At 69.3% G+C, this 21414-nt stretch carries 26 protein-coding genes; 12 read left to right on the top strand and 14 right to left on the bottom strand.

Annotated elements, in window-relative coordinates:
* The first annotated feature begins 8 nt into the window (after window positions 1–8).
* Complete coding sequence (locus ACAG20_RS08275) at window positions 9–470, top strand: PaaI family thioesterase (RefSeq protein WP_013827024.1); 462 nt, start codon at window positions 9–11, stop codon at window positions 468–470.
* Window positions 471–476: 6 nt separating this feature from the next.
* Here ACAG20_RS08275 and msrA read toward each other — a convergent pair whose 3' ends face one another.
* The 6 genes from msrA to ACAG20_RS08245 are packed head-to-tail and all read right to left on the bottom strand — an operon-like array spanning window position 477 to window position 5340.
* Window positions 477–980 (bottom strand): peptide-methionine (S)-S-oxide reductase MsrA, encoded by a 504-nt coding sequence (gene msrA, locus ACAG20_RS08270; protein WP_013827025.1) that lies wholly within the window; start codon window positions 978–980, stop codon window positions 477–479.
* Between the two features lie 18 nt (window positions 981–998).
* Window positions 999–2186, bottom strand: coding sequence for a cytochrome P450 (locus ACAG20_RS08265; RefSeq protein ID WP_370492198.1), 1188 nt, complete (start codon window positions 2184–2186; stop codon window positions 999–1001).
* Complete coding sequence (locus ACAG20_RS08260; protein ID WP_041316654.1) at window positions 2186–3319, bottom strand: alpha/beta hydrolase; 1134 nt, start codon at window positions 3317–3319, stop codon at window positions 2186–2188. The genes ACAG20_RS08265 and ACAG20_RS08260 overlap by 1 nt, the downstream gene beginning before the upstream one ends.
* Window positions 3316–3960 (bottom strand): TetR/AcrR family transcriptional regulator, encoded by a 645-nt coding sequence (locus tag ACAG20_RS08255; RefSeq protein ID WP_013827028.1) that lies wholly within the window; start codon window positions 3958–3960, stop codon window positions 3316–3318. The genes ACAG20_RS08260 and ACAG20_RS08255 overlap by 4 nt, the downstream gene beginning before the upstream one ends.
* Complete coding sequence (locus ACAG20_RS08250) at window positions 3957–4790, bottom strand: enoyl-CoA hydratase/isomerase family protein (protein WP_370492197.1); 834 nt, start codon at window positions 4788–4790, stop codon at window positions 3957–3959. Before ACAG20_RS08250 ends, ACAG20_RS08255 begins: the two co-directional genes overlap by 4 nt.
* A 10-nt stretch (window positions 4791–4800) precedes the next feature.
* Window positions 4801–5340, bottom strand: coding sequence for a VOC family protein (locus ACAG20_RS08245; RefSeq protein ID WP_163762395.1), 540 nt, complete (start codon window positions 5338–5340; stop codon window positions 4801–4803).
* A gap of 119 nt (window positions 5341–5459) precedes the next feature.
* Here ACAG20_RS08245 and ACAG20_RS08240 point away from each other — a divergent pair, with 119 nt between their 5' ends.
* The 3 genes from ACAG20_RS08240 to ACAG20_RS08230 are packed head-to-tail and all read left to right on the top strand — an operon-like array spanning window position 5460 to window position 7380.
* A complete protein-coding gene (locus ACAG20_RS08240) occupies window positions 5460–5966 on the top strand; it encodes a nuclear transport factor 2 family protein (protein WP_083037100.1) in 507 nt (168 codons plus the stop codon).
* Window positions 5963–6988 (top strand): NAD-dependent epimerase/dehydratase family protein, encoded by a 1026-nt coding sequence (locus ACAG20_RS08235; protein WP_083037101.1) that lies wholly within the window; start codon window positions 5963–5965, stop codon window positions 6986–6988. Before ACAG20_RS08240 ends, ACAG20_RS08235 begins: the two co-directional genes overlap by 4 nt.
* Window positions 6985–7380, top strand: a complete 396-nt coding sequence (locus tag ACAG20_RS08230; RefSeq protein ID WP_083037102.1) for a DUF427 domain-containing protein — start codon at window positions 6985–6987, stop codon at window positions 7378–7380. Before ACAG20_RS08235 ends, ACAG20_RS08230 begins: the two co-directional genes overlap by 4 nt.
* 6 nt (window positions 7381–7386) lie before the next feature.
* Here the strand turns inward: ACAG20_RS08230 and ACAG20_RS08225 are convergent, their stop codons facing one another.
* On the bottom strand, window positions 7387–7776 hold the full coding sequence (locus ACAG20_RS08225) for a nuclear transport factor 2 family protein (RefSeq protein ID WP_083037161.1): 390 nt from the start codon (window positions 7774–7776) through the stop codon (window positions 7387–7389).
* Between the two features lie 64 nt (window positions 7777–7840).
* On the opposite strand from ACAG20_RS08225, the gene ACAG20_RS08220 reads away from it, so the two are divergent.
* A complete protein-coding gene (locus ACAG20_RS08220) occupies window positions 7841–8755 on the top strand; it encodes a DNA-3-methyladenine glycosylase (protein ID WP_083037162.1) in 915 nt (304 codons plus the stop codon).
* Here the strand turns inward: ACAG20_RS08220 and ACAG20_RS08215 are convergent.
* Window positions 8742–9335, bottom strand: a complete 594-nt coding sequence (locus ACAG20_RS08215; RefSeq protein ID WP_083037103.1) for a TetR/AcrR family transcriptional regulator — start codon at window positions 9333–9335, stop codon at window positions 8742–8744. The genes ACAG20_RS08220 and ACAG20_RS08215 overlap by 14 nt on opposite strands.
* Before the next feature lie 115 nt (window positions 9336–9450).
* Here ACAG20_RS08215 and ACAG20_RS08210 point away from each other — a divergent pair, with 115 nt between their 5' ends.
* The 4 genes from ACAG20_RS08210 (at window position 9451) to ACAG20_RS08195 (ending at window position 13451) form a co-directional block, all read left to right on the top strand.
* Entirely contained in the window at window positions 9451–10113 is a 663-nt protein-coding gene (locus ACAG20_RS08210) for a TetR/AcrR family transcriptional regulator (RefSeq protein WP_370492196.1), read from the top strand.
* A 62-nt stretch (window positions 10114–10175) separates the two neighbouring features.
* Window positions 10176–11111, top strand: coding sequence for a class I SAM-dependent methyltransferase (locus ACAG20_RS08205; RefSeq protein WP_370492195.1), 936 nt, complete (start codon window positions 10176–10178; stop codon window positions 11109–11111).
* Between the two features lie 70 nt (window positions 11112–11181).
* Window positions 11182–12558 (top strand): aldehyde dehydrogenase family protein, encoded by a 1377-nt coding sequence (locus tag ACAG20_RS08200; RefSeq protein ID WP_370492194.1) that lies wholly within the window; start codon window positions 11182–11184, stop codon window positions 12556–12558.
* A gap of 29 nt (window positions 12559–12587) precedes the next feature.
* Entirely contained in the window at window positions 12588–13451 is an 864-nt protein-coding gene (locus tag ACAG20_RS08195; RefSeq protein WP_112688744.1) for an SDR family NAD(P)-dependent oxidoreductase, read from the top strand.
* Window positions 13452–13486: 35 nt separating this feature from the next.
* On the opposite strand, the gene ACAG20_RS08190 is transcribed toward ACAG20_RS08195, so the two are convergent.
* Together ACAG20_RS08190 and ACAG20_RS08185 are read right to left on the bottom strand one after the other, a co-directional pair.
* Entirely contained in the window at window positions 13487–14302 is an 816-nt protein-coding gene (locus tag ACAG20_RS08190; RefSeq protein WP_370492193.1) for a tyrosine-protein phosphatase, read from the bottom strand.
* Between the two features lie 124 nt (window positions 14303–14426).
* Entirely contained in the window at window positions 14427–14570 is a 144-nt protein-coding gene (locus tag ACAG20_RS08185) for a hypothetical protein (RefSeq protein ID WP_013827042.1), read from the bottom strand.
* A gap of 128 nt (window positions 14571–14698) precedes the next feature.
* Here ACAG20_RS08185 and ACAG20_RS08180 point away from each other — a divergent pair, with 128 nt between their 5' ends.
* The gene (locus ACAG20_RS08180; RefSeq protein ID WP_112688740.1) at window positions 14699–15337 is read left to right on the top strand and encodes a TetR/AcrR family transcriptional regulator; all 639 of its coding nucleotides are present in this window, start codon (window positions 14699–14701) and stop codon (window positions 15335–15337) included.
* A gap of 10 nt (window positions 15338–15347) precedes the next feature.
* Here ACAG20_RS08180 and ACAG20_RS08175 read toward each other — a convergent pair whose 3' ends face one another.
* Together ACAG20_RS08175 and ACAG20_RS08170 are read right to left on the bottom strand one after the other, a co-directional pair.
* Window positions 15348–16844, bottom strand: coding sequence for a DUF222 domain-containing protein (locus ACAG20_RS08175; protein ID WP_370492192.1), 1497 nt, complete (start codon window positions 16842–16844; stop codon window positions 15348–15350).
* Between the two features lie 57 nt (window positions 16845–16901).
* A complete protein-coding gene (locus ACAG20_RS08170) occupies window positions 16902–17801 on the bottom strand; it encodes an alpha/beta hydrolase (protein WP_370492191.1) in 900 nt (299 codons plus the stop codon).
* A 50-nt stretch (window positions 17802–17851) separates the two neighbouring features.
* On the opposite strand from ACAG20_RS08170, the gene ACAG20_RS08165 reads away from it, so the two are divergent.
* Window positions 17852–19192: an FAD-binding oxidoreductase gene (locus ACAG20_RS08165; RefSeq protein WP_370492334.1), complete on the top strand. Its 1341-nt coding sequence runs from the start codon at window positions 17852–17854 to the stop codon at window positions 19190–19192.
* A gap of 82 nt (window positions 19193–19274) precedes the next feature.
* Here ACAG20_RS08165 and ACAG20_RS08160 read toward each other — a convergent pair whose 3' ends face one another.
* Window positions 19275–19811 (bottom strand): TetR/AcrR family transcriptional regulator, encoded by a 537-nt coding sequence (locus ACAG20_RS08160; RefSeq protein ID WP_370492190.1) that lies wholly within the window; start codon window positions 19809–19811, stop codon window positions 19275–19277.
* 106 nt (window positions 19812–19917) lie between these two features.
* Here ACAG20_RS08160 and ACAG20_RS08155 point away from each other — a divergent pair, with 106 nt between their 5' ends.
* Window positions 19918–20550 carry an SDR family NAD(P)-dependent oxidoreductase gene (locus tag ACAG20_RS08155; protein ID WP_370492189.1) on the top strand — a complete coding sequence of 211 codons (633 nt, stop codon included), beginning with the start codon at window positions 19918–19920 and terminating at the stop codon, window positions 20548–20550.
* Here ACAG20_RS08155 and ACAG20_RS08150 read toward each other — a convergent pair whose 3' ends face one another.
* Window positions 20551–21399, bottom strand: a complete 849-nt coding sequence (locus tag ACAG20_RS08150) for a thioesterase family protein (RefSeq protein ID WP_370492188.1) — start codon at window positions 21397–21399, stop codon at window positions 20551–20553.
* Window positions 21400–21414 lie beyond the last annotated feature (15 nt).

Here is a 21414-nt window from a genome sequence, read left to right as displayed (position 1 = left end):
ATGCGCTGATGAGCGACCAGGCCGAGCAACGTGTCGAGATGTTCAACGCCGCGATCGAGCACACCATCCCGGCCGCGCATCGGATGGGGGTGCAGGTCGTCGAGGTCGGCGATGGCTACGCTGCGGCCACCGTCCCGTTCGAGGGCAACGGCAACCACTTCGGGGTGGTCTATGCCGGCGTGCAGTTCACCGTGGCCGAGGTCCTCGGCGGCATCATCGCGTTGAGCAGTTTCGACACCGCCAAATACTTCCCGCTGGTGAAGAACATCGACATCTCGTTCGTCGGGATGGCCCGTTCGCAGCTGCGCGCCGAGGCCCGCCTCGACGCCGGCGAGATCGCCCGGATCGGCGCCGAGGCCGCCGAACGCGGCAAGGCCGACTACACGCTGGAGGCCGTGGTCACCGACGCCGACGGCAACACCGTCGCCACCACCCGCGGGCTGTATCAGCTGCGGACCCACGGCCAGTAGCGGCCGTTAGGACTGGCGCTGCAGCTGCCAGTCCGGCCGGATGTAGTGGCAGGTGTAGCCGCCGGGGAACCGTTCCAGGTAGTCCTGGTGCTCGGGTTCGGCCTCCCAGAAATCACCGGCCGGGCTGACCTCGGTCACCACCTTGCCCGGCCAGCGCCCGGACGCGTCCACCTCGGCGATGGTGTCCAGCGCGGTCTGTCGCTGCTCGTCGTCGAGGTAGAAGATCGCCGAACGGTAGCTGGTTCCGACGTCGTTGCCCTGCCGGTTGCGGGTGGTCGGGTCGTGGATGGCGAAGAAGAACTCCAGCAGGCTGCGGTAGTCGGTCGCCGAAGGGTCGTAGCTGATCTCGATGGCCTCGGCATGGGTGCCGTGGTTGCGGTAGGTGGCGTTCGCTACGTCGCCGCCGGTGTAGCCGACTCGGGTGGCCACCACGCCGGTTTGCTTGCGGATCAGGTCCTGCATGCCCCAGAAGCAGCCGCCGGCCAGGATCGCTCTCTGGTAATCAGTCATGTCCCCGATTATCCCGGCTCAGGCAGCGCCCGCCAGGGGATAGGACCGATAGCTGGTCAACACCGCGCTCGGCTCCCGGCGCGGCGGCGCCTGCGCCGTCAAGTCGGCGAACCGGTCGAACAGCGCGAGCAGTCCCAGGCGGATCTGCATCCGGGCCAGCGGGGCGCCCAGGCAGACGTGCGGGCCGAACCCGAAGCCCAGGTGGCCGGTCTGCGGCCGGGCCAGGTCGAGGCGGTCGGGGTCGGGAAACACGGCCGGATCCCGGTTGGCGGCGGCCAGCCCGAGCAGGACCGGGGCGCCGGGGTCGATGACGGCCCCGCCCTTCCCGCGGCCGAGCTCGATGGGCGCCTCGGCAACCCGGGAGATCATCATGGCCGGGCTGATGAGCCGGACCAGTTCGTCGACGGCGTGCGGGGCGGCCCCGGCGTCGGCCAGCAGGCGCCGTTGCCCGGGATTCTCGATCAGCAACGCGGTCGCCCCGGTGAGTACCGCCGTGGTGGTGTCGTGCCCGGCCGACAACAAGAAGATGGCGTTGTGCAGCAGTTCGTCGTCGGACAGTGGCAGCCCGCTGGCGGCCACCACCGACAGCAGGTCGTGGCCCGGGTCGGCGCGGCGCAGCGCCAGCAGGTCGGCGAGCAGGTCCTTCATCCCGGCCGCGGCGTCGTCGGCGGCGGTGAACACCGACCGGGGTGCCGCCGGTTCCAGCGCCGCGATCAACGCCATCGACCAGTCCTGCAGGTTGTCCAGTTCGCTGTCGGGCACCCCCAGCAGGGTGGCGATGGCCCCCAGCGGTAACGGCTTGGCGAACTCGGCCACCAGGTCGAAGCCGGCCGGGTCGAGCGCGGCCGCCAACGACCGGGCGCGGGCGGCGACCTCGGATTCGAAGGAGGCCAGTGCGCGCGGGGTGAACGCCCGCGACAGCGGTGCCCGCAGCCGGCGGTGGTCGTCGCCGGACCGGTAGAACAGGTTGTGCTCGACGTGGGTCAGATAGGGCCGGCCGGGATCGAGCTTGCTGCGGTACAGGTTTCGCCGGTCGGTGCCGGCGCGTTCATCGCGCAGTATCGCCAGCACGTCGGCATGACGAGTCAGTACCCACAGCCCCTGGCTGTTGCGGTGTACCGGGTCGGCATCGGCGAACCGCCGCTGATACGTCAGCGGGTCGGCATGCAGGTCCGGGTCGCGGAAATCGAAGTCGAGCGCGGCCATCAGGTTCGTTCGGCGATCCAGGACGCCACCAGATCGGCGCAGACCGTTCGGCTGTCGGTGGGCTGCTCGAAGTAGTGGTCGCCGGCGATGAGATGCAGTTGCTTGTCGGTGCTGGCCAACGAGTCGTGGATGTGGTGGGCGTCGCTGGGGAAGACACCGGTGTCCGCGGTGCCCTGAATCACCAAGGCGGGCAACGTGATCCGTCCCAGGTGCGGGGCGCCCTGACAGAACGAGGTCTGTAGGCTCCACATCGACAGCCAGGTCCGCAGCGTGCAGTGCGCGGCGATGTTGTACGGCGCCCGGTTGGCGCGCCGCGGATCGCCCAGGTAGCACCGGTTCAGTGGACGGTCCGACGGGTCGATCGAGGCATCCAGGTAGCGCGGGTCGGCCCACACTCGATGCACCGAGAACGAGCGATCGTAGGTTCCGGCGGCGTTGAGTCGCTGCAACTCCGCCTGCGCCCACGAGGTGATCCGGTCGTTGCGGTCCCGCTGCGCCTGGCGGTAGCGGGCGAGGAACTCCGGTGTGTACGGCGGCGCGTTCTGCTCGGCGTACATGTCCAGGGCCGGGTCGCACGACAGCGGGTCGGACTCGTCGGTCACCGACGGGTCCATCCAGGCCGTCAGCACCTCCGGACGGCCGGCGTGGGCCTGGGTGGAGACGTACAGGTCGCCGGGCGGCAGACTGTTGACCGCATCGGGTACCGGACCGCCGCCGACCGCCGTGATGTGCGGGTCGACGGCTTGCGACTGGTAGGCGGCCATCAACGACCCGCCCCCGGAGTTGCCGAGCAACACCACCACCTCGACGCCGGCTTGCTCGCGCAGCCACTGCACCCCGGCCGCGATGTCCAGCAGCGCGTGTTCGAGCAGGAAGATCGATTCACCGCTGCGGAACCGGGTGTTCCAGCCCAGGAAGCCGTAACCGCGTTCGGCGATCAGCGGCGCCAGGTAGTGCTCGGCGAAGTCCACGTTGTAGTGGCTGGCGATCACGGCCACCTTCGGCTTGGCCCCGGCCGGAGTCCAGTACAGCCCCTGGGCGGGGTGATACCCGGCCGGGTTCACCGCCCCGGTTGCCGATGTCAGCGAAACGAATTCGCGCGTTACCGCCACTGCACCACTCCTTATTGTCATGAACCTTGTTCGCGCCAGCTCACCGAGCGATACCAGGTGTCGGTGAGCGTTTTGATCGCCGCTTCGTCGTCGAGCTCGCGGCCCGCCACGTCACCGCCGGCCACCAGCCAGACATAGGTGAAGTGGTTGAGCATGGCGACGATGGCCGAGCCGACCAGCTCCGGGTCCGCGTCGGTCCCGTAGCCCTTGCGCTGGGCCATCCGCACCGTCTGCGCCACCCAGTCGATCGCGTCGGCGCACATGTCCCGCCAGCGCTGGGCGAACTCGTCGTTGATCATCGCCAGCTGGAACACCCCGACCATCACCCCGAGGTGGTCGCGGTAGGTCTCCCAGTGCGCGCGCACCGATTCCTCGATGATGTCCCGCAGATCCTGGCCGGGGTGCAACGCCTGCACCGCACGGCTTTTGGCCAAGGCCCGGAAGTCCTCGGCCAGCGATGCCAGCAGGTCTTCCTTGGATTCGAAGTAGTGGTAGAACGACGCCGGCGAGCGCTTGGCGGCCGAGGTGATGTCGGTGATGGTCGTCTTGAAGAAACCCTTGCGGGCGATCACCTCGCGGGCGGCCTGTTCCAGCCGTGCTTGGGTGTCGCGGCCCCGGACGGTGGGACGGCTGTCGGCGGGCGCCCCGGCCCGGGCCGTCACGTCGGTTCCGTCGCGTCGAGGCCGGCCACCAGCTCGGCCAGCCGGCGTTCACCGGCCGGGGTCTGGCCGCCGGCGGCCAGGAATCGCTGCATCTTGGCCAGCGCCTCGCCTCGGCCGAGCACCTCGGCGAACGCCGAACGCTCCACCGCCAGACCGGTGTGGATGTCCGGAGCGGCCAGGGTGGCCTTGATGGCGGCGATGTCGGCCAGCGGCACCGTGGCGATGCGCCCCACCAGCCGGTCGACGAACGCCGCGGCGCCGCCCGCATCCAGCGCCCGGTTGACCAGCCCGTAGCGTTCGGCGAGTTCGGCGTCGAGGTCGTCATGGGCCAGCATCACCTCCAACGCCCGGCCCCGCCCCAGCAGCCGGTGCAGGTGTTGCGGGCCCGAGCCGGCGGGGATGACCCCGATCCCGGTCTCGATCTGGTTGAACACCGCCCGGCCGGTGACCGCGAACCGCAGATCCAGGTTGACCAGCAGTTCCATTCCGCCGCCGGCCACCCGCCCGGCGACCACCCCGACGGTGACCTGGTCGAGCGCCCGAAACGCGCCGACCAGGTCCTGGAACGAGCCGACCGCGGCCTCGGGATCGTCGGCCGAGGCCTGCAGCAGCGCCAGGTCGACGTGAGCGATGAAGAAATCGGGGTTGGCGCTTTGCAGCACCACCACCCGCACGTCGCTGCCGGCCGCGCTGCGCAACCAGTTCACCAGCCGCCACAGGTCGCCCATCATCGCGGCGTCCATCAGATTGAGCTCGCCGTGGTCGATGAGTACCCGGGCCACCGGCCCATCGTGGGCGACGGCGAGCGTCGTCAGCGAGTCGAGACCCATGCGAGCCGGTTCAACCGAGCCGGGTGGTGTTCGAGCGGGACGTGACCACCTTGGGGTCGGCCGCCCGTTCGGTGCTGGTCAGCAGCGCATGCGCCTGCTCCGGGTCGCGCTCGAAACCCGGTGTGTCCCGGCATAACTCGACCATGATGCCGTTGGGGTCCAGGTAGTACAACGAGTGGCACCAGCCGTGGTCGACGTCCATCAGCGCTTTGATGCCGGCGGCGTCCATCCGGGCGCGGACTTCGTTCTGCTTCTCCTCGGTGGCCCGGAACGCCACGTGATTCACCCACACCGGCAAGCCGTTCGGGCGCGACAACGAACTCGACCAGTCGGGTTTCTCACCGACGCCATGCAGGTCGAAGAACGCGATGCACGAGCCGTCGCCGAGGTCGTAGAACACGTGCCGGAAGAAGCCGTCCTGCAGTTGCTCGACCTCGGTGTGGACCAGCGGAAACCCCAGCAGGTCTTGGTAGAAGCGGTGCGTCGCCTCCAAGTCGGCGCAGGCGTAGGCCGCGTGATGCAGCCCGACGGCCGGTTTGCTGGACGTCACGGCGATCTCCTTCTGACCGGTGGGTCGACGACGTCACCGTAACACCGATCCGAATATAAACCCAGATTCGAATCCGCCCGCTCTCGACAACTCCGATAGAACGTGTTCTAGTTCTTCGCATGACGAATCCGCAGTTCAGCCGCGCCGAGCTCGCGGCCGCGTTCGAGATCTTCGAGCAGACCGTCGCCCGCGCCGCCGAGACCAAGGACTGGGACGCCTGGGTGAGCCACTACACCCCCGACGTCGAGTACGTCGAGCACGCGATGGGCACCATGCACGGCCGCGACGAGGTGCGGCCCTGGATCCGCCAGACGATGTCGACGTTCCCGGGCAGCTACATGACCGAGTTCCCGGCGCTGTGGTCGGTCATCGACGAGGCCGGCGGGCGGATCATCTGCGAACTGGATAACCCGATGCGTGATCCCGGCGACGGCACCATCATCAGCGCCACCAACATCTCGATCATCACCTACGCCGGCGACGGCCTGTGGCGCCGTCAGGAGGACATCTACAACCCGCTGCGCTTCGTCGCCGCGACCATGAAGTGGTGCCGCAAGGCCCAAGAGCTCGGCACCCTGGACGACGAGGCGGCGGCCTGGATGAAGCAATTCGGAGGGAATGCGTGAAGGCCCACCCCAAGCTGGTCATCGGCGCCAACGGCTTCCTCGGCTCGCACGTCACCCGCCAACTCGTCGATGCCGGGGAAGACGTCCGGGTCATGGTGCGCCCGAGCGCCAACACCATCGGAATCGACGACCTCGACGTCACCCGGTACCACGGCGATGTGTTCGACACCGCCACGCTGCGCGAGGCGATGACCGGCTGCGACGACATCTACTACTGCGTCGTCGACACCCGCGCCTGGCTGCGCGATCCGGCCCCGCTGTTCCGCACCAACGTCGAAGGACTGCGCAACGTCCTCGACGTGGCGGTCGAGGAGCCGATCGCGGCCGGCCTGCGCCGGTTCGTGTTCACCAGCAGCTACGTCACCGTCGGCCGCCGGCGCGGGCACCTCGCCACCGAGACCGACCAGATCGACCGCCGCCGGCTGACCCCCTACGTGCAGTCCCGGGTGCAGGCCGAAGACCTGGTGCTGCGTTACGCGGCCGACGCCGGGCTGCCGGCGGTGGCGATGTGCGTGTCGAGCACCTACGGCGACGGCGACTGGGGCCGCACCCCGCACGGCGCGTTCATCGCCGGCGCCGTCTACGGCAAGCTGCCGTTCGTGATGGACGGCATCCGGCTGGAGGCCGTCGGGGTCGACGACGCCGCGCGGGCGCTGATCCTGGCCGCCGAGCACGGCCGCAACGGGGAGCGGTACCTGATCTCCGAGCGCATGATCACCAACGCCGAGATCATCGCGATCGCGGCCGACGAGGCCGGGGTGCCGCCGCCGGCGCGGTCGATCTCGGTGCCGATGCTCTATGCCCTGGGGGCGCTGGGCGCGCTGAAGGCCCGGCTGGGCGGCAAGGACGCCGAGTTGTCACTGAAATCGGTCCGGATGATGCGCGCGGAGTCCGAGGTCGACCACTCCAAGGCGGTGCGCGAGCTGGGCTGGCAGCCCCGGCCGGTGGAGGAATCGATCCGCGAGGCTGCGCGTTTCTGGATGAAACTGCGTGATGCCAAGAAGCGAGGGACCGCCGCATGACCCAGCACGACTCGGGCAGCCGACCTGTCCACATCCCGACCGCCGAGTACCCGATCACCGTGACCCCGACCGGCCGGCACGTCACGGTGCGTATCGGCGGCGAAGTCGTCGCCGACACCGACGACGCGTTGACGCTGCAGGAATCGACCCGCCCTGCGGTGCAGTACATTCCGCTGGCCGACGTCAATGGTGAGCTGTTGAGCCGCACCACGACGTCCAGCTACTGCCCGTTCAAGGGCGACGCGGCCTACTACACCGTGACCACCGCGGCCGGCCAGACCGTCGCCGATGCGATCTGGACCTACGAACAACCGTTTCCCGCGGTCGCCGCGATCGCCGGGCATGTCGCCTTCTATCCGGACAAGGCCGACATCAGCGTCGGCCAGGACTAGATCGGCCTAGATTCCCAGCACCTCCCCGGCGAACCGGGTCTCGGTGTACTCGCGCACCGACACGATCTGGCCGTCGTGGCAGTCGACGATGAACACCAGCGGGCTGTCGTAGTGGCCGCCGTCGGCGGTGACACAGTCGCCGTGCGCCTCGATCACCACGGTCTCGCCCTCGTTGATGCAGCGGGTCAGATGCAGCGTGATCTGCAGGCCGTGGCGGCGCTCCTCCACCTGCTGGCGCAGGGCGCTCGCGTCGATCGCCTGGCGGGTCAGGATGCTCCAGTAGCTGAAGTCGTCGCTGACCAGGGTGAAGATCTCGTCCAGGTCGTCATCGCCACAGATGCCCTGCAGGAACATCCACGCCAATTCCGCCTGCGGATCGTCGAACGGGGTGGCCACGTCTTCATCGTGGCGTGGCGACGCGAAGCGGTCAACGTGGAAACGGCGTCCCTATGATGACGTCATCTACAGTTCGCTTCGCCGTACCGTCACCTTTCCCGGGCCCGCGAGTCCCGCGCTGACGCTGTCCCCGCTGCGCCGGGGCCCCGGCGACCCCTGCTTGCAGATCATCGACGGCGCCATCTGGCGGACGAGCCTGCTCGCCAGTGGCCCGGTGTCGGCGCGGATCACCCGGGCGGCACCCGAGTCGGTGGACTGCACAGCGTGGGGCGACGGCGCCGCGGAGTTCCTCGACGGACTGCCGGGACTGCTGGGCGCCGACGACGACGCATCGGACTTCGCGCCGACCGAGCCGACGGTGGCCGCCGCACACCGTCGGCTGCCGCACCTTCGGCTGGGCCGCACCGGACGGGTGCTTGAAGCGCTCATCCCGGCGATACTCGAACAGCGGGTGCCCGGCGCCGATGCGTTTCGGGCCTGGCGGGTGCTGGTCACCGAGTTCGGCGGCCCGGCACCCGGACCGGCGCCGCCGCGGATGCGGGTGCCCCCGCCGGCCGAGGTGTGGCGGAGCATCCCGTCGTGGAAGTTTCACCGCGCCAATGTCGACGGCGGCCGAGCCCGCACCGTGGTCGGCTGCGCGCAGCGGGCGGCATCGCTGGAGCGGCTGGTGGGCAGGCCCGCCGCGGCGGCTCAGGTGGCCCTGATGTCGCTGCCCGGTGTCGGGGTGTGGACCGCGGCCGAGACCGCCCAGCGTGCCTTCGGCGACGCCGATGCGCTGTCGGTCGGCGACTATCACATCGCGAAGATGATCGGCTGGACGCTACTCGGCCGTCCGATCGACGACGACACCATGATCGACCTGCTGGCGCCGATGCGACCGCACCGCCACCGGGTGGTGCGATTGCTGATCGAGAGCGGGCTGGCCGTCGAACCGCGGCGCGGGCCACGGCTGCCGGTGCAGCGCATCAGTTCGCTGTGAAGGGCTGCCCGGGGGTTTCGGCGGCCGCGGCGCTGGCGAATCGTCCCGAGTCCAGTGCGTCGAGCAACTGGGCGGCGATCCAGGCGATCGCGGCACTGTCGCGGGGCAGTAGCGCCTGCTCGTAACCGATCAGCATGTACATCCCCCAGCTGGCGAACAAGTGCGCCTGACGTTCGTCGTGCAGGACCTCCAGCGCCGACTCATACATGATGTCGAAGCGCTGCCGATCCACCTGGGTCTGCACGGCACGCACCTGCGGATCCGCCGAACTCCAGGAGCGGATCGCGGCCTCCGCGCCGTGCGGCAGCGACAAGCCGATCTGGATCAGGCTGTCGAGACGCTCGCGTGGGTCGGGCAGGGCCCGCGCGAACTCCACGTGCTGGACGGTGCGGTCGTCCAGCCAGTGCTGAACCAGGTCGCGGGTGTAGACCGGCCAGCTGGTGAAGTAGTGGTAGAACGAGCCCGTCGTCACCCCGAGGCGGTTGCAGACTTCGGCCAGCTTGAGGCCGCCGTAGCCCAATTCCGACAGTACTTCGAGACCCGTCTCGAAGTACGCCTGTCGGGAGAGCACCGCGGCCATAAGTTGACTTTAGTTCGCCGGAGGCGCTGGCGGGACGCATCCGGGGATGCAGAAGTGAATGATCGTAATGCGGAATTTACCGACGGGTCACGGTGGCGGTGCCAGAATTCATCTCATGCAGGAAGTTGCGTTCCACCGGCTCGGGCGTCCCCGCGGCGCACGGTCCAGCCTGACCCGGGAACGCATCGTTGTCGCTGCCAGCGGCGTGTTCGGCGAGTTCGGCTACCACGCGACGACGTTTCAGGCCATCGCCGCCCGCGCGCATCTGACGCGGCCGGCGATCAACCACTACTTCTCGAACAAGCAACTGCTCTACCAGGCGGTGCTCAACCGCAACGAATCGATTCTCGACAACGCCGTCGAACGGGCGCGCGCCGAGAACGGCCTGATCGCACGGCTGTCGTCGGTCATCTACGCGTTCGCCCAGCTCGGGGAGGCGGACCGCACGGCCGCGGCGTTCGCGGTCACCGCGGTGCTGGACGCCCAGCGGGACCCGGAACTGCGGGCACTGGTCGGGGATCTGCAGGGGCCGACCCGGCGGTTCCTCACCGACGCGCTCACCGATGCCATCGATCGGGGCGAGCTGGTCACCGCGACCTCGGTCGGCGACCTGACCGAGACGTTGCTGGCCGTGCTGTGGGGGATCGGGTTCTACATCGCCGCGCTCGGCGACCACGACGAGTCGGCCGCGGTGATCGCCAGCGTGCAGGCGATGCTGGCGAACCGGCTCTGGCAGCTGCGGCAGCCGGCCGCGCCGGCCGCCGAAAGCAGTGAATAGCTCGCCTAACTTCTTTCGGTAGCATGGCTTGCGACACCGATGGCAAGCGAGCGAGGTAACCGATGAGCACACTGCGCACCCATGACGACAGCTGGGACATCGCCACCAGCGTCGGCTCGACGGCGGTGATGGTGGCCGCTGCCCGCGCGGTCGAGACCGACAGTTCCGATCCGCTGATCTCCGATCCCTACGCCAAACTGCTGGTCGCCAACGCCGGCACCGGGGTGTGGGAGACGCTGCTCAACGAGTCACTGATCGACAAGCTGGAGTCCGTCGACCCCGAGATCGCCGCGGTGTATCACCACATGCGCAGCTACCAGGCGGTCCGGACCCACTTCTTCGACGCCTACTTCGCCGAGGCGGTCGAGTCGGGGATCCGCCAGGTGGTGATCCTGGCCTCCGGGCTGGACTCGCGGGCCTACCGGCTGGACTGGCCGGCCGGGACCGCGGTCTACGAGATCGATCAGCCGAAGGTGCTGGGCTACAAGGAGACCACACTGGCGGCCCACGACGTGAGGGCGCCGGTGCAGCACCGCGCGGTGGCCATCGATCTGCGGCAGGACTGGCCGGCCGCGTTGACCGCCGTCGGCTTCGACCCGGCGGCCCCGACGGCGTGGCTGGCCGAGGGCCTGTTGATGTATCTGCCCGCCGACGCCCAGGACCGGCTGTTCGAGCAGATCACGGCGCTCAGCGCCCCCGGGAGCCGGATCGCGGTCGAGACCGCGGCCAGCCACGCCGATCAGCGGCGCGAGGAGATGTCGGAACGCTTCAAGAAGGTCGCCGAGCAGATCGGCCTGGAGCAGACGGTGGACATCCAGGACCTGATCTACCACGACGAGGACCGCGCGGCGGTGCCGGACTGGCTCAACGGGCATGGCTGGCGGGCTACCGCGCAGCACTCCACCGACGAGATGCGCCGGCTGGGTCGCTGGGTGGACGTGCCGATGGGCGACGACACCGACGCGTTTTCGGAATTCGTCACCGCGGTGCGCGACTGACCGGTTCAGCGGCGGCCCTTGTTGCGCCGATCGTGCGGCATCACCGGCCGCGCAGCGGTAGGAAGGGATCATGACCACCACTACCGATGTCGGCGATGTCGTCGCCGCCCTGCGCGGCACCTTCGCGACCGGGCGGACGCGCGATGTGCGCTGGCGGCGCACCCAGCTACGCCGTCTCGAGCAGATGATGAACGAGAACGAGGCACAGATCGCCGAGGCGCTCGCGGCCGACCTCGACCGCAAGCCGTTCGAGGCGTGGCTGGCCGATATCGCCGGCACCGCCGCCGAGGCCCGGTATGCGGCCAAGCACGTCAAGAAGTGGATGCGGCGCAGGCACCGGCTGCTCGAGTTGGCCCAGCTGCCCGGCCGCGGCTGGGTGGAGTACGAGCCCTATGGCACGGTGCTGATCATCGGTGCCTGGAACTTCCCGTTCTATTTGACACTGGGACCGCTGGTGGGCGCGATCGCGGCGGGAAACACCGTGGTGCTCAAGCCATCCGAGATAGCCCCCGCATCGTCGCGGCTGATGGCCGAGTTGGTGCCGCGCTACCTGGACACCGACGCGATCGTGGTGGTCGAGGGCGACGGCGCGGTCAGTCAGGCGTTGATCGCCCAGGGCTTCGACCGGGTGATGTTCACCGGCGGTACCGAGATCGGCCGCAAGATCATGGCGGGTGCGGCCGAACATCTGACACCGGTAACGCTGGAACTGGGCGGCAAGAGCCCGTGCATCGTGGCCGCCGACGCCGACATCGACGTCGCGGCCAAGCGGATCGCCTGGACGAAACTGCTGAACTCCGGCCAGACCTGCGTCGCCCCGGACTATGTGTTGGCCGACACCGCTATCCGCGACGAGCTGGTCGCCAGGATCGGCGCGGCCATCACCGACTTCCGTGGGCAAGAGACGCACGGCATGCGTATCGTCAACGAACGCCAATTTAACCGCCTCACAAAGTATTTGGCCGACACTCGCGGCAGCGTGGCGCTCGGTGGCGGCTCGGATCCCGCGACCCTGCGGATCGAACCGACCGTGGTCGTCGACCCCGATCCCGCCGAGCCGTTGATGACCAACGAGATCTTCGGGCCCATCCTGCCGGTGATCTCCGTCGATTCGGTCGACGACGCGATCGACTTCGTCAATGCCCGGCCCAAGCCGCTGGCGGCCTACCTGTTCACCAAGACCCGCGCGGTGCGCGAGAAGGTGATCAGCCGGGTGCCCGCGGGCGGCATGCTGGTCAACCACCTGGTGTTCCAGGTGTCCACCGCCAAGCTGCCCTTCGGCGGCGTCGGCCCGTCCGGGATGGGGGCCTACCACGGCCGGTGGGGCTTCGAGGAGTTCAGCCACCGCAAGACGGTGCTGACCAAGCCGACCCGACCCGATGTCAGCGCGATGATCTACCCGCCGTATACAGAGAAGGCCTGGAAGTTGGCGCGTCGGCTGTTCTAGCGTGACGATCGAATCGAGGAAGGAAGCTCATGCCCGGAGTGCAGGATCGTGTTGTCGTGGTCACCGGAGCCGGTGGCGGGCTTGGCCGTGAATACGCCCTGACCCTGGCCCGCGAGGGTGCCGCAGTGGTGGTCAACGATCTCGGCGGTGCTCGCGACGGCACTGGAGCCGGCCACAACATGGCCGATCAGGTGGTCGCCGAGATCAAAGAGGCCGGTGGGCGGGCCGCCGCCAACTACGACAGCGTCGCCGACCCCGATGGCGCGGCCAACATCATCAAGACCGCGATCGACGAGTTCGGCAAGGTCGACGGCGTGGTCAGCAATGCCGGCATCCTGCGGGACGGCACCTTCCACAAGATGACCTTCGACAACTGGGATGCCGTGCTGCAGGTGCACCTCTACGGCGGGTACAACGTGGTGCGCGCCGCCTGGACGCACTTCCGCGAGCAGGGCTACGGCCGGGTGGTGGTGGCCACCTCCACCAGCGGACTGTTCGGCAACTTCGGGCAGGCCAACTACGGGGCCGCCAAGCTCGGCCTGGTCGGCATGATCAACACGCTGGCCATCGAGGGCGCCAAGTACAACATCAAGGCCAACGCGATCGCCCCGATCGCCGCCACCCGCATGACCGAGGACATCCTGCCGCCGGAGGTGCTGGCCAAGCTCAAGCCCGAGTACGTCGCACCGGTGGTCGCCTACCTGTGCACCGAAGAGCTCGCCGAGACGGGCTCGGTGTTCATCGCCGGCGGCGGCAAGGTGCAGCGGGCGGCGCTGTTCGAGAACGCCGGCGCCAACTTCGAGAATCCGCCGTCGGTCGATGACGTCGCGGCGCAGTGGTCCACAATCGCCGACATGTCGGCGGCCAAGGCGGCCAGCTTCTCGCTGCAGTAGCGCGGTCGGCCCGGGGGCGTCGCGGCCGCACGGTGTCAGTCGACCAGTGCGGCGCGCAGCCCGTCCCGGTCGGCGTCGGTGACCCCGGAGGCGTGCAGGAACGCGTCCAGCGAGCCGAAGTTCTGCTCGATCGAGCGGTGGGCGGCCTCCAGGTAGTCCGCGCGCACGCCGAGCACCTCGTCGGAGAGCCGGGCCTCGCTGAAGGTCAGCACCTCGGGGGTGATCTCGTCCTCGGGCCGGGACCGGATCATGTCCATGATCCGGTCCCGCAATACCGGCACCGCGGTGTTGCTGCGCAGGTAGTCCGCCATCACCGCATCCCGGTCGACGCCGGCCGCCTGCAGCACCACCGCAACGACGAACCCGGTGCGGTCCTTGCCGGCGAAGCAGTGCGCCAGCACCGGGCGGCCCGCCGCCAGCAGCGACACCACCCGCTGCACCGCCCGGCGGGAGCCGCCCAGGGTCGGGAAGCGTTGATACTCCTCGAGCATGTAGCGGGCCGCGACGTCGGCGGCGGTGTCCGCATCGGGCTTCTCGGCCATCATCTTGCGGAACGCGTCCTCGTGCGGCGAGGAGCTCTCGGGTGCCTGGTCGGCGGCCAGATCCGGGAAGGGCAGCAGATGGATGTCGACACCGTCGGGCACCAGGCCCGGCCCGCGCCGCGTCACCTCCCGCGGGGACCGCAGGTCGGCGACGTCGGCCACCCCGATACGCAGCAGCTGTTCGCGGCCCCGGTCATCGAGGCGACTCAGTTCACTGGACCGGAACAGCCGGCCCGGGCGCAGCGCGCCGGTCGTCGCTGATACGTCGCGAAAATTCCACGCCCCGGGCAGATCCGGCTGGGAGGTCACCTCGCCACGATAGGACACCGCGTGGACAGCTCCGTTGCGGTAGTCCCCGGTAAGCGGGTGGGCTCCCGGCAAAAAGCCCCCGATCCGGTGATGGATCGGGGGCCGTGACGCCTGCTCGCCGGGATTAGATCGGCGGGTAGTTCTGCGGCGGGTAGCCGCCGCCGCCGTCGACGCCGCGCAGGCCCCAGGTCAGGTACTTGAAGAAGAACTCGGCCTCGTCGCTCATGTCGTAATCCGGATTCGGATCGTAACCGTAACCAGGACCCATGTCATCAACCCCTCAGCTTGGATTCCCCAAGTTTAGTCGGCCCGTCAACAGTGCGGTGCCGGACTGCATAGAATCCTTCCAACCAGTTGATTGACCGGGTGATGCCGGCGGCCGAATAGTGAGTGCACATGCCCAACGACAAGGGGAGCTCCGCCCAGGGGCCCTCCCGCCGCGAGGAGCTGCTCGCGGTCGCCACCAAGTTGTTCGCCGCCCGCGGCTACCACGGCACCCGCATGGACGACGTCGCCGATGTGGTCGGCCTGAACAAGGCGACCGTCTACCACTATTACGCAAGCAAGTCGCTGATCCTCTACGACATCTACCAGCAGGCCGCCGAACGGACGCTGGCCGCCGTGCACGATGACCCGACCTGGACCGCGCGCGAGGCGCTGTACCAGTACACGGTGCGGCTGCTCGACCAGATCGCCGTCAACCCGGAGGGGGCGGCGGTCTACTTCCAGGAGCAGCCCTACATCACCGAGTGGTTCACAGAGGAACAGGTCGCCGAGGTCCGGGAGAAGGAAGCCCAGGTCTACGAGCACGTGCACGGCCTGATCGACCGGGGTATCGCCAGCGGCGAGTTCTACGAGTGCGATTCGCACGTGCTGGCGCTCGGCTACATCGGCATGACGCTGGGGGCCTATCGCTGGTTGCGGCCCAGCGGTCGGCGCAGCGCCAAGGAGATCGCCGCCGAGTTCAGCACCGCCCTGCTGCGCGGTCTGATCCGCGACGAGACGGTCCGCGTCGAGTCACCGCTGGGCGTGTAGCAGGCCCCCGCTACGGGGGAGGCCTCTCGAGTTGGGCCAGATTGAGGGCGCGTTCGGTGTTGATGCATCGGAGGCGGTCTTGGGCGCGGGTGGTTCTTCTGGTGGGCATCATGAGGTCGCGCTGGTGGCCGACCGGTGGTGTGGTGGCCGGTGGTGTGGCGGTGGGCAGCCTGAGGCGGGGGAACAGCAGGCGGCTGGCCGGCCGGGTGGTGTAGGTGTGGCCTGTGGGGGAGGTCCAGTCGATGCTGCCGTCGGGGTGCTGACGGTCGCTCCAGCCGCCGGGACCAATCCAGAAAGTCTTGAGCAAGTGGTGCTTTCGGCATAGACAGCGCAGGTTGCCCGGGTGGGTCGGACCCCAGGGGTGGGGGACGGCGTGGTCGATGTCGCAGGCTGTCGCGGGCCGGTCGCAGCCAGGGAATCGGCAAGTCATGTCGCGGGCGCGGACGAATGCGGCCAGGGCGGGTGAAGGCCGGTAGCCGGTTTCGGTGGTCAGCTCGGCCGGGGGCCGTAGCTTCTTCACGGTGGCGCCGCTGGCGATGAGTTGCGCCAGCAGGCCCGAGGGCACGCTGCCGCCGCCGACGATGCGTGCCGAGGGCGGGCGGGATTGAGCCGGCGCCGGGTTCGGCCGGGATGGTGCGGGCTCGGGTTCGCCGGACAGTTGCGGGTCGGGGGCGGCGTCGGCGGTGGCGGGTTCGGCGAGCACGTGGACGACGACGTTGGCGGCGCGGGCGTCGGTACCGGTGGCGGCGGGACAGTCGGGGTGGCCGCAGGCACACGCCAGGGTTTCGGCGCCGGCGGCCAGGGCGCCGAGCGCGTCGGCCCGGCGCTGGGCCACGGTGCGGGGGTCGTCGTCGCAGACGCTGTGTGCCAGTTGCATCAGGCGTTGATCCAGGGCGGCGGCATCCACGGCGAACAACCGGCCCCACAGCCCGGTAGTTCCGGCTTCGGAGTGAGTCGTGTCGATGACCAGTTCGCGGCCGCGGGCCTGGTCGCGCAGGCGGCGTACCGCGGCGGGATCGTGACGTTCGATCAGGGCGTCGATGGCTTCGGCGGCTTTGGTGACCGACAGCGGTCCCAGGGTGGTGGCTATGTCAGCCAGCTCACCGTCGACGAGTGTCAGTACGCCGGGGTCGGTGATCAAGGTGGTGTGCCAGGCGATCGCCGAGGCCAGCCGGGCGCTGATCCGGCCGGAGCGTAGCAGGGCGGCCACCTGCGGGATGCGGTACCGCAGGGCGCCGGCCAAGTACATCTGCGAGGAGGCCATGCGGTGGCTGATGTGTTCGGCGGCGGCCACCTCGGCGGCGGCGGCGTCCCAGTTGTCGCAGGTCCAGCGGGACCGGTCGAAACCGTCGCCGCTGATGCGCCGGGCCACCAACTCGCCGATGGCGGCCAGCCGGTGGGCGGCGGCAGCCGCTTCCACCCGCGCCCAGCCCGCGATCGTCGCGATCAGGGCGCCGTCATCGGCGGCATCCAGCTCTTCCGGCTGCGCCAACGACGTGTCGAACATATGTTCGATAATACACGAGTTCACCGGCGCGCGCCGCCGCCCGTTCGGGCGGGCGGCTCAGGCTCCGGCCGTCTTGAGATTGCGGTCCAGGAACTCCAGTTGATCGGCGATGACCCGTTCGAAGGCGTCGCCGACGTAGATGTCGAAATGACCCTCGGGATATCTCTTGACGGTGCCGAGGGGCGCCTTCGCCGCGTAGCGCAGCGTCGGTCCCGCCGGGGCGACCGAGTCGGTGTCGCAGACGCAGAACAGGATCGGGCAGCGCACCTTGGCCGCCGCCCGGCCCGGGCGGTAGCCGAGGATCTTCATCCCGATCCGCGCCGCGACCTCGTTGCGGATGGTCTGCCCCTCCGGGACGAGCTTCAGGTAGCCCGGGTAGGCATCGGGCGTGCTCATCAGCGCGACCTCGCCGGGCCGGCCGGCCGTGGCCACCATCACCGGCGGGTTTCCGAGCCGGGCCGCGGCCAGATCACGCATTGCCAACAGGCTGACCCGGGCGATCGTCGCCGGTGGGATGGTGCGCGCCGAGGCGATCCCGTCGGTGAACGGGCACTGCGCCACTACCGCCGCGACCGGAAGCCGTGCCGCGGTGGCGATCACGTGGCCGCCGGCGAACGAGGTGCCCCACAACCCGATCCGGGCCGGGTCGACACCGGCCAGGGTGTGGGCGAAGTCCACCGCGGCCGCCCAGTCCGCCAACTGCATCTTCACATCGAGCAGCTGCCGCGGCGCGCCGCCGCTCTCCCCGAAGTTGCGGTAGTCGAACACCAGGCAGGCGTAGCCGGCTGCGGCGAACCGCTCGGCATAGGCATCCAGGCGCATGGTGCGCACCGCGCCCAGCCCGTGCGCCATGACCAGCAACGGTGCGCCGTCCGGACCGGTGTCGTCGGGCCGGTAGAGCCAGGCGCTGATTCGGTCGGTGCCGGATCGGAAGGAGACGTCTTCGCGGGCAGGCATGGTGAGAACGGTAGCGCGCCATGTGGTAAACCGGGGCGGTGACAGCGAGCCTGCTGCAGAGCCTGGCCGATGTGGTGGGTCCCGCCCACGTCACCGACGACCCGGATGTGCTGGCCGGTCACAGTGTCGACTACACCGGCCGCTACCGGGGCCGGGCCAGTGCACTGGTGCGGCCGGGTTCGGCCGAGGAGGTCGCCGCGGTGCTGCGGGCCTGCCGGGACGGCGGCGCATACGTCACCGTCCAGGGCGGCCGCACCTCGCTGGTGGCCGGCACCGTGCCGGAACATGACGACGTGCTGCTGTCCACCGAGCGGCTGAACACCGTCGGTGAGGTGGACGCGAAAGAACGCCGGGTCAGGGTGGGCGCCGGCGTCACCCTCGCGGCGGTGCAACGCGCCGCCGCAACGGCCGGCCTGGTGTTCGGTGTCGACCTGACCGCCCGGGACACCGCGACCGTCGGCGGGATGGCCTCGACCAACGCCGGCGGACTGTGCACCGTGCACTACGGCAACATGGGCGAGCAGGTGCTTGGCATGGCGGTCGCGCTGCCCGACGGATCGCTGCTGAGCCGGCACAGCGCGGTGCGCGCCGACAACACCGGCTACAACCTGCCGGCGCTGTTCGTCGGCGCCGAGGGCACACTCGGCGTCATCACCGGCCTGGAGCTGCGGCTGCGGCCGGCGCCGGCGCATCGGGTCACCGCGATCTGCGGCTTCGCCGACCTCGACGCCCTGATCGGCGCCGCCCGGGTGTTCCGCGATCTCGACGGCATCGCCACGCTGGAATTGATCGACGCCCGTGTCGCAGCCCTGACCGGAGAGCGGCTCGGGGTCGCCGCGCCGGTGCGGGGCGACTGGCTGCTGCTGGTGGAGCTGGCCGGTGACACCGACCAAACCGATCGGCTGTTCGGCCTGCTGCAGCGGTTGTCGTGCAGCGACGAGCCGGCGGTCGGTGTCGACACCGCCACCCGGCAGCGGCTCTGGCGGGTGCGCGAGGCGGTCGCCGACGTGCTGGGCGTTTTCGGTCCGCCGTTGAAGTTCGACGTCTCGCTGCCGCTGGCCGCCGTGCCCGGTTTCGCTGCCGCGGCCGGCGCGGCGATCCGCACCCACGCACCGGACGCCGTGCCAGTGCTGTTCGGCCATATCGGCGAGGGCAACCTGCACTTGAACGTGCTGCGCTGCTCGGCAGCCGCCGAACCCGGGCTGTACGCGGCCATGATGGCGCTCATCGCCGACTGCGGCGGCAATGTCAGTTCCGAGCACGGGGTGGGCAGTCGCAAGCGCGCCTACCTGCCGATGTCTCGCGGGCCGGACGATATCGCCGCGATGCGGACGGTCAAGGCCGCCTTCGATCCGACCGGTTACCTCAACGCCGCGGTGCTGTTCGACTGACCGCCGCATGAACCCGGCGGTTCAGCGAGGCTCGACGAAGGAGAGCCGAGGCTGGGACCGCCGCATGAACCCGGCGGCTCGGCTAGTCGCGGTGGCGGATGCCCACCGCCTGGCGAAGCTGGGCGAGAAACTGGTCGGAGTCGTCGCTGCGGATGATGTAGTGCGAGATCGCGATCCGGATCGCCGCCGCGGCCTTCACCGCTGCGTCCGGGCCGGACAGCATCCGTTGCAGCCCTTCGCGCATCGGGACGATGATCCGGGAGAAATCGCCGAGTACGTGCTTGGGTTCGATGTCGATCATCCGCACGCCGGTCGACGAGTGCTGGTAGTCGACGATGAAACGCAATGCGGCGTCGAGCTTTTCGGTCCCCTTGAGGCCCTCGGTGGCGGCATGGAGTCCGCTGTCGAAGATATGCCGCTCATAGCGGGAGAACGCCGAGACCAACTCCTCCTTCGAGGCGAACCACCGGTACAGCGTCGGGCGTGACACCCCGGCCTGCGAGGCGACCTCGGACAGGCTGAGCTTGGTCAGCCCGTTGCGGCCGAGCACCTCGGCGGTCGCAGCGAGAATCCGCTGCCGCGTCGAGCTATCGGGGCCGTCCACCGTGCTCCGGGTCATATCGGAGACTTTACAAAAAATAGCGTCAGTGTCACGCTGGTTCGGTGCTTGGCCATCGTTCCTCACGGTCGCGGGACCACTGGACGGGGTCGGTAGGGCAATTATCGTGATCGAAGCACCACAAGTCACGTACGAGGATCGCGCGCACCCGCCGCGAGCCGTCATGATCATCACCGAGGCCTTCGGGATCGCGCAGACCGCCGCGGCGCAGCTTGCGGCGCACGGTCACCTGGTGCTGATCGGAAGCCGACAACCCGACCGCGCCGAACGGTTCGCGGCGCAACTGCGGCAGGGCGGAAGGAGTGCGTTCGCCGCCCGGCTGGATTTCGCAGACCCTCAGACGATCGACCGCTTCCTGACCACCGCGGAGTACCTCATCGGCACACCGGACGTGCTCATCACCGATTTCGGGTTGTCGGCCGAGCGAACCTGGGTGGGGGCGCAAATCCTTGCCACACAGGTGATCCCGGCGATGATAGCCAACGGCCCCGGCGATGTGGTGTTGGTCAGTCCGGAGTTGGTCGGGCCCGGCGATGCCGTGCGCCGGCGGGAGTTCGACGCCTGGGCGGCGGCCTTGGATGCGGAGTTCGTCGGCACCCAGGTGCGGGCATCGACCGTCCGATCGGCACCGGCCGGCGGCGTCACGTGCGCTGAAGACGCCGGGCGGCTGGTCGCGTCGATGATCACCGGGCCGCGGTTACGCCTTGTCGAGCTGCTCTCGCCGGCGCTACCGGCCTGATCAACGTCGCCGCACCAGCACCGATTGCTGGATGCCGGCCACCGCACCCTGCTCGTCGAAGAGCGTCCCGAGGGTGGTTCCGATGCCGTCCGGGCCGTAGTTGGTCTCGGCGCGGATCCCGATCCACTCGCCGCAGGGGATCCGGTGCAGGTGCACCACCAGGTCGGTATTCAGGAAAGTCCACTTCCTGATGTCGAGTTTCGTGCCGACCCCGTTCGCGTCGTCGGCCACCGCGAACAGCCGCTGCAATGGCGTCATCGGCTCGCCGGCCACCAGGTCCACGATCGGGCGGATCCAGGACTCGCCGGCGCCGGGAGCCAGCGGCTTGGTCAGCCACCGCCAGTCCAGGCTGTGCACGTAGTTGCGGTCCCAGTTCGCCTGCATATCCGTGCAGCGCGCCTCATCGACCGGCCGCAGCGGGGGAGCCGACGCGTTCGCCACCTCGGTGGTGTCCAGCATCTGCAACCGCCATCCGGTGGCGCGGGCGACCGCACGCGGATGCTGGTCGGGGCCGGGGGCCAGCATCTCGGCGCTGACGAGTTCGATCTGCTTGCCGGCCCGCTCGATCTGTGCGCGCACCCACAACGCACCCTCGGCGGGCACCGGACCGAGCAGGTCGACGGCGACCCGGCTCAGTCGGGTGTCGTCGCGGGCGGCCTGGCGCTCCAGCGCCCGCACCAGCAGCGCCGAAACCGGTGCGGCGTGCTGAATCTGCGCCGACCACGTGCCGCGCACCAGGTCCGTGGCAGCGAATTTCTCGCCCCGGGGGTCGTCCGCGTCGAGCAGTTCGTAGTAGAAGTCGGCCTTTTCCAGGGTCTCTTCCACGGTCTTTTCCACGGTCTTCTCCATGTTCGGACGAATCCC

The organism is Mycobacterium sp. pW045 (assembly GCF_041287085.1).
In the GTDB taxonomy this organism is placed as follows: domain Bacteria; phylum Actinomycetota; class Actinomycetes; order Mycobacteriales; family Mycobacteriaceae; genus Mycobacterium; species Mycobacterium algericum_A.
This window is presented reverse-complemented; position numbering and strand designations above follow the sequence as displayed.

Excerpts from the sequence above, each read along its gene's own strand:
- ACAG20_RS08275 (WP_013827024.1), top strand. The coding sequence starts at position 9 with ATGAGCGACCAGGCCGAGCAACGTGTCGAGATGTTCAACGCCGCGATC.
- msrA (WP_013827025.1), bottom strand. The coding sequence starts at position 980 with ATGACTGATTACCAGAGAGCGATCCTGGCCGGCGGCTGCTTCTGGGGC.
- ACAG20_RS08265 (WP_370492198.1), bottom strand. The coding sequence starts at position 2,186 with ATGGCCGCGCTCGACTTCGATTTCCGCGACCCGGACCTGCATGCCGAC.
- ACAG20_RS08260 (WP_041316654.1), bottom strand. The coding sequence starts at position 3,319 with ATGACAATAAGGAGTGGTGCAGTGGCGGTAACGCGCGAATTCGTTTCG.
- ACAG20_RS08250 (WP_370492197.1), bottom strand. The coding sequence starts at position 4,790 with ATGGGTCTCGACTCGCTGACGACGCTCGCCGTCGCCCACGATGGGCCG.
- ACAG20_RS08240 (WP_083037100.1), top strand. The coding sequence starts at position 5,460 with ATGACGAATCCGCAGTTCAGCCGCGCCGAGCTCGCGGCCGCGTTCGAG.
- ACAG20_RS08230 (WP_083037102.1), top strand. The coding sequence starts at position 6,985 with ATGACCCAGCACGACTCGGGCAGCCGACCTGTCCACATCCCGACCGCC.
- ACAG20_RS08215 (WP_083037103.1), bottom strand. The coding sequence starts at position 9,335 with ATGGCCGCGGTGCTCTCCCGACAGGCGTACTTCGAGACGGGTCTCGAA.
- ACAG20_RS08210 (WP_370492196.1), top strand. The coding sequence starts at position 9,451 with ATGCAGGAAGTTGCGTTCCACCGGCTCGGGCGTCCCCGCGGCGCACGG.
- ACAG20_RS08205 (WP_370492195.1), top strand. The coding sequence starts at position 10,176 with ATGAGCACACTGCGCACCCATGACGACAGCTGGGACATCGCCACCAGC.
- ACAG20_RS08200 (WP_370492194.1), top strand. The coding sequence starts at position 11,182 with ATGACCACCACTACCGATGTCGGCGATGTCGTCGCCGCCCTGCGCGGC.
- ACAG20_RS08195 (WP_112688744.1), top strand. The coding sequence starts at position 12,588 with ATGCCCGGAGTGCAGGATCGTGTTGTCGTGGTCACCGGAGCCGGTGGC.
- ACAG20_RS08185 (WP_013827042.1), bottom strand. The coding sequence starts at position 14,570 with ATGGGTCCTGGTTACGGTTACGATCCGAATCCGGATTACGACATGAGC.
- ACAG20_RS08180 (WP_112688740.1), top strand. The coding sequence starts at position 14,699 with ATGCCCAACGACAAGGGGAGCTCCGCCCAGGGGCCCTCCCGCCGCGAG.
- ACAG20_RS08175 (WP_370492192.1), bottom strand. The coding sequence starts at position 16,844 with ATGTTCGACACGTCGTTGGCGCAGCCGGAAGAGCTGGATGCCGCCGAT.
- ACAG20_RS08170 (WP_370492191.1), bottom strand. The coding sequence starts at position 17,801 with ATGCCTGCCCGCGAAGACGTCTCCTTCCGATCCGGCACCGACCGAATC.
- ACAG20_RS08160 (WP_370492190.1), bottom strand. The coding sequence starts at position 19,811 with ATGACCCGGAGCACGGTGGACGGCCCCGATAGCTCGACGCGGCAGCGG.
- ACAG20_RS08150 (WP_370492188.1), bottom strand. The coding sequence starts at position 21,399 with ATGGAGAAGACCGTGGAAAAGACCGTGGAAGAGACCCTGGAAAAGGCC.